General features: G+C 70.0%; 9 protein-coding genes. 5 read left to right on the top strand and 4 right to left on the bottom strand.

The window, feature by feature from the left end; translation table 11 throughout:
- Window positions 1-277: 277 nt before the first annotated feature.
- Window positions 278-1,216, bottom strand: a 939-nt coding sequence (locus ASF41_RS23420) for an MCP four helix bundle domain-containing protein (RefSeq protein ID WP_244479767.1), incomplete at its 3' end; no start/stop codon positions are given.
- Window positions 1,217-1,591: 375 nt separating this feature from the next.
- Here ASF41_RS23420 and ASF41_RS23415 point away from each other — a divergent pair.
- The gene (locus ASF41_RS23415) at window positions 1,592-1,948 is read left to right on the top strand and encodes a hypothetical protein (protein ID WP_056276221.1); all 357 of its coding nucleotides are present in this window, start codon (window positions 1,592-1,594) and stop codon (window positions 1,946-1,948) included.
- A 21-nt stretch (window positions 1,949-1,969) separates the two neighbouring features.
- On the opposite strand, the gene ASF41_RS23410 is transcribed toward ASF41_RS23415, so the two are convergent.
- Window positions 1,970-2,488 carry a TetR-like C-terminal domain-containing protein gene (locus ASF41_RS23410; RefSeq protein ID WP_244479766.1) on the bottom strand — a complete coding sequence of 173 codons (519 nt, stop codon included), beginning with the start codon at window positions 2,486-2,488 and terminating at the stop codon, window positions 1,970-1,972.
- 334 nt (window positions 2,489-2,822) lie between these two features.
- Here ASF41_RS23410 and ASF41_RS23405 point away from each other — a divergent pair, with 334 nt between their 5' ends.
- Window positions 2,823-6,239 carry an acyl-[ACP]--phospholipid O-acyltransferase gene (locus tag ASF41_RS23405; RefSeq protein WP_056497577.1) on the top strand — a complete coding sequence of 1,139 codons (3,417 nt, stop codon included), beginning with the start codon at window positions 2,823-2,825 and terminating at the stop codon, window positions 6,237-6,239.
- A gap of 349 nt (window positions 6,240-6,588) precedes the next feature.
- A complete protein-coding gene (locus ASF41_RS23400; protein ID WP_056497574.1) occupies window positions 6,589-6,987 on the top strand; it encodes a hypothetical protein in 399 nt (132 codons plus the stop codon).
- 10 nt (window positions 6,988-6,997) lie between these two features.
- Here ASF41_RS23400 and ASF41_RS23395 read toward each other — a convergent pair whose 3' ends face one another.
- Complete coding sequence (locus tag ASF41_RS23395) at window positions 6,998-8,182, bottom strand: 8-amino-7-oxononanoate synthase (protein WP_056497572.1); 1,185 nt, start codon at window positions 8,180-8,182, stop codon at window positions 6,998-7,000.
- 234 nt (window positions 8,183-8,416) lie between these two features.
- On the opposite strand from ASF41_RS23395, the gene ASF41_RS23390 reads away from it, so the two are divergent.
- Complete coding sequence (locus ASF41_RS23390; protein WP_018046001.1) at window positions 8,417-8,800, top strand: response regulator; 384 nt, start codon at window positions 8,417-8,419, stop codon at window positions 8,798-8,800.
- 49 nt (window positions 8,801-8,849) lie between these two features.
- Window positions 8,850-9,383 (top strand): protein phosphatase CheZ, encoded by a 534-nt coding sequence (locus ASF41_RS23385; RefSeq protein ID WP_056497569.1) that lies wholly within the window; start codon window positions 8,850-8,852, stop codon window positions 9,381-9,383.
- Here the strand turns inward: ASF41_RS23385 and ASF41_RS23380 are convergent, their stop codons facing one another.
- Window positions 9,384-10,298 (bottom strand): TIGR01459 family HAD-type hydrolase, encoded by a 915-nt coding sequence (locus ASF41_RS23380; protein ID WP_056497566.1) that lies wholly within the window; start codon window positions 10,296-10,298, stop codon window positions 9,384-9,386. It abuts the gene before it with no gap.
- Between the last annotated feature and the right edge of the window lie 31 nt (window positions 10,299-10,329).

The following is a 10,329-nucleotide window of genomic DNA, read 5'->3' as shown; positions in this document are numbered from 1 at the left end:
GGTCTGGGCCATGGCGGCCGAGCTGCCGACCTGGCGGCCGATCTCCTGCACCGAGGAGCCGAGTTCCTCGGCCGCGGCCGCCACGGTGTTGACGTTGGAAGCGGCTTCTTCCGCCGCAGCAGCGACACTGGTCGTCTGGTTGGCGGTCTGGGTGGCGGTGCCGGCCATGCTCTGGGCAGTGGCCTGCAGCTCGGTGGCCGAACTCGTCACCATGCCGATGATGCCGCCCACCGCCCCTTCGAAGCTGTCGGCCATCGCCCGCATCGCCGCCTGGCGNGGTGGCCTGCAGCTCGGTGGCCGAACTCGTCACCATGCCGATGATGCCGCCCACCGCCCCTTCGAAGCTGTCGGCCATCGCCCGCATCGCCGCCTGGCGCTGCGCCTCCGCCCCCGCCCGCGCCAGGACCGTCTCCGCCTCCAGGGCCCGCATCCTGATCAGACCGTCCTTGAACACCTGGACGGCGTCCGCGATGGTGCCGATCTCGGTCCGGGCGCCCTGGTGCGGGATGGTCACGGAGAGGTCTCCGCCCGCCAGCGCCTGCATGGGCCGGACCACGGCGCGAATGCCGTGCGTGACGCCGCGGATGATCAGGAAGGCGGACAGCGCCGACATTACGAGAGCCACCAACATAGCGGTGAGACCCAGGGTCTGGGTCTGCTCGAAGATGGCCATGCTGCGGGCCTGCGCCTGCGCGGCGCCGTCATTGTTGAGGGCCGCGAGCTTCTCCAGGGTGTTCGACGCGGCGCGGCGGACTGGCAGGCCCTTGCTCTCGTAGAGCTCGAAGGCGTCTGCTTTCTGTCCGCCGCGCGAGAGATCCAGGATGGCTTGGCGGATCGGCAGGAAGGCGGCCGCATCGCGCCGGTAGCTGTCGTAGAGAGCACGCTCCTCCGGCGAGGCGATCATCGGCTCGTAGATCGCCCGGCGATCGGCCAGCTTCTGGTCGAAGCGCACGAGGTCCGCCTCGATCGAGGCCGTCAGCTTCGGGTCGGTGGCCTGCATATGCCGAAGCACGACCGCGCTGATGCGGGCCGTGACCGTATCGATCTCGCCCAGGGCGCGGATGCTCGGAAGCCAGTTCGTTTCGACCTCCAGGCTCTGCGCGCGCATGCGCTGAGTGCTGAAGAGTGCCAAGAGGCCCAGGCCGACCACGAAGACGGTCAGGAGCGAGAAGGCCGCGATCAGACGGCGGCGGATGAAGAGATTTTGGACGGACACGACGAACTTCATCGGGTGCCGCCTGGAGCAAATCAACACGCGCGGCGAGCAGCCACAACGCATCGCGGATGCTTAAAATCTTGCGTTCACGAATGAATTGTTCTGAACCCCTGGTTGCACCAGCGAGAACCCATCAGAGCTTCTGGAAATCTCGCGATTTGTTGAAGCACTGATATCAGTCCGAGGTCTCGGACCTTGCGCCGATCGAAGTCTCAATCCTGTCGCAGGGCGAAACCCCAACTGGCGTCACGGATTTTGCGCCGTCGGCATGGGGCCGAATACGATCGGAGGGCTCCGGCCCAACGGCGATCTAATCCCTACAAGTTGAATCATGCGGTTCACGAAATCGCGAGCGAGGCAGCGGATGATGGTGTCATGGCCATCGATCCCTTCACACCGCGCAATCTCGCCTCGGCCATCGCCTTCGGGGGTCTCGTGACGATGATGATCGCGCCGGAGCCGAGCTGGCATTCCGCCGGCATCGGCCTCGCCTGCCTCCTCGCGTTCGGCGGCCTGTCGCTCCTGCCTGCGCCGCGGTCCGAGTTACACGACTCGGGGTCTTCGACCGCCAAGCGCCGCGGCGGCCGGCCGAGGACGGACGACGCGCGCGAGGTCCCGGCCTGGGCGGAGCCGGCGTACAAGGCGCCGGAGCCGCCGGCATCACGCGGTCTCACCGATCCCCATCCCGCCCTCTTCAAGGGGATGCGGACGCGCCGCAGCAGCGTCCTGTAGGATCCACCGGCCCGAGGGCGCTCAGGCGCCCGCGGTCTCGGGCCTTCCCCGGTCCGGCCCGTCGAGGAAGCGTCGGACAAGCAAACGCGCGAGGTCCCGGGGCGATTCCGGTGTCAGCACCGCGAGCTTGCGCGAAGTCGAGAGCGAAGCGAGGCCGTGCAGGGCAGCCCAGAGGGCCGCCACTGCCTGCCGGCGCTCGTCCGGGTCGGGGATCATGGGGGCCAGCACGCGGGCGACGAGGTCGGTCGTCTGGCCCAGGGCTTCGGCGTACCAGTCCGGGAAGGGGCTGTCGGGCGCGATCTGGTGCTCGAAGACGAGGCTCCAGACCTGGGGATCCGCGGCGACGAAGCCGAGATAGGCATCGGCGAGGGCCAGAGCCTTGTCGCGCGGGGCGGCGTCCGGCGTCACTGCGGATTCCAGGGCCGCGTGCAGGCGGGCGAGGGTGCGGGCATTGACCCGCATCATCACCGCATCGAGGTCGCCGACGGCATTGTAGATCGAGTTCGGCGCATACCCGATGGTGCTGGCCAGCCGCCGCATCCCGAGGCCGCGCAGGCCCTCCCGCCGGACGAGGTTCTCGGCGGCCTTCGTCACCAGCGCGAGGAACTCGTCGCGGTTGTGCTCGCCGCGCGGGCCCGTGCCCCGTTTCTCCACCCGTGCCATCCTGTTTCCCGCTCCGTGGATCCCGAGGTCGGGTCATCGTCCCCGTGCGGCACCGCACCGGCCGACCGCTCAGATTGCACGCCGTGCAATCGCGCCATTGAACCCCATCTGCGGCGGCGATATGTTTTGAACGTTGTTCAAATGACGCGTGGTTCACCATTTGACGCTATCGCCGCGTGCGGGCAGTCATGCGTCGTCCGAGGAGACTTCCATGTTTCGTACCTTGATGACGACGCGCCGCTTCGCACCCTTGTTCTGGTGCCAGTTCTTCTCGGCGTTCAACGACAACTTCCTCAAGAACGCGCTCGTATTCCTGATCCTGTTCAAGGTGGGCGGTGCGGGCGGTGGCAGTTCGCCGATGCTGGTCACCCTGGCGGGCGCGGTCTTCATCGGCCCCTTCTTCATCCTGTCGGGCCTCGGCGGACAGATGGCGGACCGCTACGACAAGGCGCTCATCGCCAAGCGGTTGAAATTCGCCGAGATCTTCGGTGCGGCGGCGGCGGCCCTGGGGTTCTGGCTGCACTCCGTGCCGGTGCTCTTCGTGGCGCTCGGCCTGTTCGGGACGATCGCGGCCCTGTTCGGGCCGATCAAGTACGGCATCCTGCCCGACCACCTGCGCCGGGACGAACTGACCGCTGGCAACGCCCTGGTCGAAGCGGCGACCTTCCTCGCCATCCTGCTCGGCACCATCGTGGCCGGCCTCGCCACCGCCATGGGCGGCGGCGCGCTGGCCTTCAGCACGATGATCATGGTGTTCGCCGTCCTGTGCTGGCTCTCGGCCCGGGCGATCCCGTCCACCGGCGAGGGCGCGCCGACCCTGCGGGTCGACCCCAACGTCGCCCGCTCCACCGGTGCCCTCCTGCGCGATCTCTGGAGCGACACCCGGCTGTGGCGCGGCTCGCTGATCGTGAGCTGGTTCTGGCTCGTGGGCGCCGTGGTGCTGTCGCTGCTCCCCGTCCTGGTGCGCCAGAGCCTCAACGGCTCCGAGACCGTGGTGACGACCCTGCTCGCCGTATTCTCCATCGGCATCGCGGTGGGCTCGGGGCTGGCCTCCTGGCTCGCCAGCGGTCGCATCGTGCTGCTCCCCACCCCCGTCGGCGCCCTGCTGATGGGCGCCTTCGGGCTCGATCTCGCCTGGACGGTGGCGCATCTCGGGCCCGTCTCCGGCGATCCCTCGGACGCCTGGGAGTTCCTCACCACGGGGACGGGCCTGCGCGTCACCCTCGACCTGTTCGGCCTCGCCGTCGCCGGCGGCCTCTACATCGTGCCCTCCTTCGCCGCCGTGCAGGCCTGGACCGACAAGGACAAGCGGGCCCGCGTCATCGGCGCCGTCAACGTGCTCACGGCCGCCTTCATGGTGACGGGGGCGCTGGGCCTCGCCGCCCTCCAGGGCGCCGGCTGGTCGATGGCTGCGCTCCTGACCCTGCTCGGCGTGCTCAACCTCGTGGCGGGCGTGGTCATCCTGGCCGTCCTGCCGACGAGCCCGTTCCGCGACTTCCTCTCGATCCTGTTCCGGGCCTTCTACCGCCTGGAGGTGCGCGGCCTGGAGAACGTCGAGAAGGCCGGCCCGAACGCCATCATCGCCCTCAACCACGTCTCGTTCCTCGACGCGCCCCTCGCGCTCTCCCTCTTGGACCAGGAACCGGTCTTCGCCGTGGACCACGGCATCGCGCAGCGCTGGTGGGTGAAGCCGTTCCTGGCGATGACGAAGGCGATGCCCCTGGACCCGACACGGCCGCTGGCCACCCGCACCCTGATCAATGCGGTCAAGAGCGGCGAGACGCTGATCATCTTCCCCGAGGGGCGCCTCACGGTCACCGGCAGCCTGATGAAGGTCTATGACGGGGCCGGGCTCATCGCCGACAAGTCCGGGGCCATGGTGGTGCCGGTGAAGATCGACGGCCTGGAGAAGACGGTCTTCTCGCGCCTGTCGAAGAACCAGGTGAAGCGGCGCTGGTGGCCGAAGGTCACCGTCACGATCCTTTCGCCGGTCGCCCTTAGCGTGGACCCGGCCCTCAAGGGCAAGGCTCGCCGGCAGGCGGCGGGCGCCGCACTCTACGGAATCATGTCCGACCTCGTCTTCCGCACCACCGAGATCGACCGCGGCCTGATGCAGGCCCTCGTGGAGGCGGGCGACCGCCACGGCTGGCGCCGCACGGCCGTCGAGGATCCGACCGGATCGTTGAGCTTCTCCCGGCTGGTGATGGGCGCCAACATCCTCGGGCGGAAGCTGCAGGGGCTCGGCACCCCCGGCAAGCCCCTGGGCGTGATGTTGCCGAACGCCAACGGTGCGGCCGTGACCCTGTTCGCCCTGGCCTCAGCCGGGCGGGTTCCGGCCATGATCAACTTCTCGGCGGGCGCCGCCAACGTCCTGTCGGCCTGCAAAACGGCCGAGGTCGACACCATCCTGACCTCCCGCGCCTTCATCGAGAAGGGCCGCCTCGGCGCCCTCGTGGAGGCGATCCGGGGGGCCGTCACCCTCGTCTACCTCGAGGACATCCGCGCCGGCATCACGACGGGCGACAAGCTGCGTGGCTTCCTCTCCAAGCGGGCGCCCCTGGTGCCCCGGCGGGGCGACGACCCGGCCGCGATCCTGTTCACCTCAGGCTCGGAAGGCGCACCCAAGGGCGTGGTGCTCGCCAACCGCAACATGCTCGCCAACACCGCGCAGGTGGCCGCCCGGATCGATTTTGGGCCGAGCGACAAGGTGTTCAACGTGCTGCCGGTGTTCCACGCCTTCGGGCTGACGGCCGGCCTGGTGCTGCCCCTGGTCTCGGGCGTCCCGGTCTACCTCTATCCCTCGCCGCTGCACTACCGGATCGTGCCCGAGCTGATCTACGGCTCCAACGCCACCGTCCTGTTCGGCACCGACACCTTCCTGGCGGGCTATGCCAAGACCGCCCATTCCTACGACCTGCGCTCGCTGCGCTACGTCGTGGCCGGGGCCGAGGCGGTGAAGGAATCCACCCGCAAGACCTGGGGCGAGAAGTTCGGCCTGCGCATCCTGGAAGGTTACGGCGTCACCGAATGCGGCCCGGTGGTCGCGCTCAACACCCCGATGTTCAACCGCTTCGGCACCGTGGGCCGCCTCCTGCCCGGCCAGGATTGGCGGCTGGAGCCGGTGCCCGGCATCGCGGAGGGCGGACGTCTCGTCCTGCGCGGTCCCAACATCATGCTGGGCTACCTGCGGCCCGAGCGCCCCGGCAGCATCGAGGCGCCCCCCGAGGGCTGGTACGACACCGGCGACATCGTCGCCATCGACGCCCAGGGCTTCGTCACCATCAAGGGCCGGGCCAAACGCTTCGCCAAGATCGCCGGCGAGATGGTGTCGCTGGCCAGCGTCGAGGCCCTCGCGGCCGAGCTGTGGCCCGATACCCCGAGCGCCGTCGCCGCCGTGCCGGATGCCCGCAAGGGCGAGCGGCTGGTGCTGTTCACCGAACGCAAGGACGCGACCCGCGCCGCCTACCAGAGCTTCGCCAAGGGCAAGGGCGTGCCGGAGATCGCGATTCCCGCGGAGGTGGTGGTGCTGGAGCGGGTGCCCATGCTCGGGACCGGCAAAGTCGATCAGGTCAGCGTGGTCAAGCTCGCCCACGAGCGCGCGGCCGGCCAAGCGCCCGCCGCCGCCTGACGGATCCGCGGCGGCCGAAAGCCCCGCGGCGCCCCCAAACGACGCCGTATCGGCCCGCACACGACAGGTCGGAGCGCAGGGTCGCCGGCCCGGATCACACGCGGACCGCGCGGTCCCGTGGGCCGGGCAGCGTCCCCATAGCCCGGCAAACGGCCGGTTGGACGTCTGTTTGGGACGCCGAGACAACAGATATGGACTCACAGACCAAGCAACCGACTCAACCCGGCGGCGGGATTGCTTATGCTGTTGCAGACGCTGCAGGACCCGACGAGCGGGCCGTGCAGGGGGACGGGATCACGGGTGCGCACGGCGCGCCGCGCTGGGTCCCGCGCAGATGGCAACAGGCGTGATGACCGCTGACATTCGCAAGCTCCGACCTCTCGGCGACGGGCCCGGCCCGACGAACGCGACGGCAGGGATCGGCGCCGTCGCACGCGCGGCCCTCCCCACCCACGGCAACACCCAGGATTCCCGGAGGAGACTCATCGTCGTGACGGAAAAGACCCATCCCGAAGCCTTCGGTCACGCCCCTCCCGCCGAAGAGAGCCACCTCGCGGATGGAACAGCGGATACCGATGTGACCGTCCTGACGGGCGAGACCGGGGACGCGGCACCGATCGTTCGCCGTCGCGGCCCCCTGGTCACGCGCTGGATCGGCTTCTCGGCCCAGCGCCGGCGGGCGCGGGAGCGATCGAACCGGCTCCAGGACCGGCATCACGAGTCCGTCGGCGCACGCTCCAACTCCTGATCCGTCCGGGTCAGGTCTCCGGCGAAACCCGTGGGCCGATGCCGAGCGCCCGCAGCGCGTCGGCCAGGCCGTCGACCTGCGCCGGGTCGTGTGCGGCCGAGAAGGCCACGCGCAGGCGGGCGGTGCCGGCCGGCACCGTGGGTGGCCGGATCGCGACGACGAGGAAGCCGCGCGTCTCCAGGGCGGCCGAGAGCGCGAGCGCCGCCTCCGCCGTCCCGACGTGGACGGGCACGATCGGGCTCGTCGCCTCGGGCAGTCCGAGGCGCGCCGTGAAGCGGCGGGCCAAGGCCAGGGGGCGGGCAGCCCGCTCGGGCTCCGCCTCGATGATCTCCAGCGCGCGCAGGGCGGTCGCGGCCGAGGCGGGCGGCAGGCCGGTGGTGTAGACGAAGCTGCGGGCCCGGCTGGTCATGAGGTCGACGACGTCGCGCGAGGCGCAGAGATAGCCGCCATACGAGCCCAGCGCCTTCGACAGCGTGCCCATCTCCAGAGGGGCGCGGACCCCCGCCTCCACCACGCCGAGACCGTGCGCATCGTCCACCAGCGTCCAGGCATCGTGGGCGGCGGCAACCTCCAGGATGGCGTCGAGAGGCGCGCGGTCCCCATCCATGCTGAAGACCCGCTCGGTGAGGATCAGCGCGCGTCCGTGCCGGCCGCGGCGCGCCGCCAGGATGTCCCGCAGGTGGCCGACGTCGTTGTGGCGGAAGCGCAGCATCGTCGCGCCCGAGACCTGCGCCCCCGCGAACAGGCAGGAATGACCGAGGGCGTCCACGAGGACGAGGTCCCGGGCGCCGGCCAGGGCCGGCACGATGCCGAGGTTGGCCATGTACCCGCTGCCGAAGACCAGGGCCGCGTCCTTGCCCTTGTGGGCGGCCAGCCGCGCCTCCAGGGCGGCGAGGACGGGATGATTGCCGGTGACGAGGCGGGAGGCGCCGGCGCCGGCGCCGTAGCGCGCCAGCGCCTCCTGTCCGGCGGCGATCACGCGGGGATCGTCGGAGAGCCCGAGATAGTCGTTGCACGAGAACGAGATCAGCGTCCGGCCGTCCCGGTGCGCGATCGGACCGGGTCCGCGCGCGGTGTCGATGAGGCGGCGGCGCAGGGCGCGCGCATCGAGGTCGTCCAGGGCCTGCCGGGCGAAAGCGTCGAGGCTGGACGGTGCGGGGTCCGCGGTGTCGGGCGGGGGCGGCGCGAGGGACATGCCCCCCGCATGGGGGCGAGCGGGGCGGCCTTGTCAAGGCGAACGGAGTCCATCCCCGCCACGCCCGGACATTCCCGAAGTCAAGACAAGATGGGCCGCGTGGGCAGTTAACCGCTTCGCAATGCGAAGCTGCGTAGTTTCATCGCCAAGGGGCGCCCAAACCTTGGCGTTCCGGCCCATTCCCGGAGGGTCGTGCCCAGGCACGGGCCCTCCCCTGACGGAGCACACCGACCCATGGCCCTCGATCTCGGCATGCCGATCCTCGTCGTCGACGATTATCAGACGATGGTCCGTATCATCCGCAACCTCCTCAAGCAGCTGGGCTTCGAAGAGGTCGACGACGCCTCCGACGGAACCGCCGCCCTGGCTCGCCTCAAGAACCGCAAATACGGCCTCGTCATCTCCGACTGGAACATGGAGCCGATGACGGGCTACGAGCTGCTGCGCCACGTCCGGGCCGACGAGGCCCTGCGCACCACCCCGTTCATCATGGTCACCGCCGAGTCGAAGACCGAGAACGTCATCGCCGCCAAGAAGGCCGGCGTGAACAACTACATCGTCAAGCCGTTCAACGCTGCCACCCTGAAGAGCAAGATCGAAGCCGTCTGCGGCGCCTGATCGATTCGAGACGTAGCCCAGGAACACCGAATCGAGGAGCCGGGAGCCCATGGCACTCGCCAAGCGGGCGCGGAACGTGAATCCCGCGTCGGATAAGCCGTCCTTGATCCGTGAGTTGGTCGAGATCGCGGACTACATCGCCCATCTGCGCAACGAGATCGCCGCGCTGCGGGCCAACGAGCTCACCCGGGATCGCCTGCCGATGGCGCACGAGGAGCTCGGCAGCGTGGTGGCCGCCACCGCGGGCGCCACGAATTCCATCATGAACACGGCCGAGGAGATCCTCGGCCTGCCGGACGACAAGAACTACCGCGCCACCGTCGAGGCGCGCATGAACGACATCTTCGAGGCCTGCACCTTCCAGGACATCACCGGGCAGCGCATCGCCAAGGTCGTGGAGGCCCTGCGCCAGCTCGAAAGCCGGCTCTCGCGCTTCGCCAGCGCCGTAAAGGCCAAGGACGAGGGCGGCATCGACCCGGAGGAGGTGGAGCGCCGGGTCCGCAAGGAACTCCTCATCCTCAACGGTCCGCAGCTCCACGGCCCGGCCGTCGCCCAGGACGAGATCGACGCCCTCTTCGCCTGATCACCAGACCAGGCGCTCGATCACCGCGTCGGGCCGGACCGCCTGACGATCGAGCCAGTCCGCAATGTCCCCGAGCGACGCATGCGCCGCCGAGACGCCGAGCTCCTCGGCGTGGATGCCGCGCGCCACCAGCAGGCTGGGGATTCCGAAGGCCGTCGCCCCGGCGATGTCGGTGCGCAGCGCATCGCCGATGGCGAGCACCCGGGCGGGCTCCGGCGGCGCCCGGTCGTCGAGACTGCCTGCGAGCGCGAGCGCCGCCTCGTAGACGGGGCGATGGGGCTTGCCGGCATAGGTCACCGCGCCGCCGAGGGCCGCGTAGGCCTCCGCGATCAGCCCCGCGCAGGGAATGAGCTCGCCCCGGCGCTCGACCACGAGGTCGGGATTGGCGCAGATCATCGGCACGTCCCGGGCCCGCATCGCCTCCAGCGTCCCGCGGTAATCCTCGGCGGTCTCGCAGGTATCGTCGAACAGGCCGGTGCAGATGACGCGCTCGGCCTGCGCCACGTCGACCAGGGTCACGTCGAGGCCGTCGAAGATCGTGGCATCGCGCTCCGGTCCGAGATGATACAGGCGCTCGCCCGGGTGGGCGGCGACCAGGCTGCGCGTCAGGTCGCCCGAGGTCAGGATCGCGTCGTAGGCGCCCCGGGGCACGCCGAATCCGTCGAGGATCGCCTGTACCCCGGCCCAGGGACGCGGCGCGTTCGAGACCAGGATCACCCGGCGGGGCAGCCCGCTCTCCGGAAGGGCGCGAAATCGCGTCAGGGCGTCGCCGGCTCCCGGATGCGCGTTGGTGCCGTCGTGCAGCACGCCCCAGACGTCGCACAGGATGAGATCGTAGCCCGCGGCGATCGTCGCGAAGCCGTCCAGGGTCGGAACGGGCCGGGACGGGCCGGGACGGGCGGGCGTATCGGGCATGCGGCGGGCCTCGAGCTGACGGGCGGGCGTT

Origin of the sequence: Methylobacterium sp. Leaf111 (assembly GCF_001423285.1) — a bacterium.
GTDB lineage: Bacteria > Pseudomonadota > Alphaproteobacteria > Rhizobiales > Beijerinckiaceae > Methylobacterium.
Note: the sequence above shows the minus strand (reverse complement) of the source record. Positions and strands in the feature narration are given on the sequence as shown.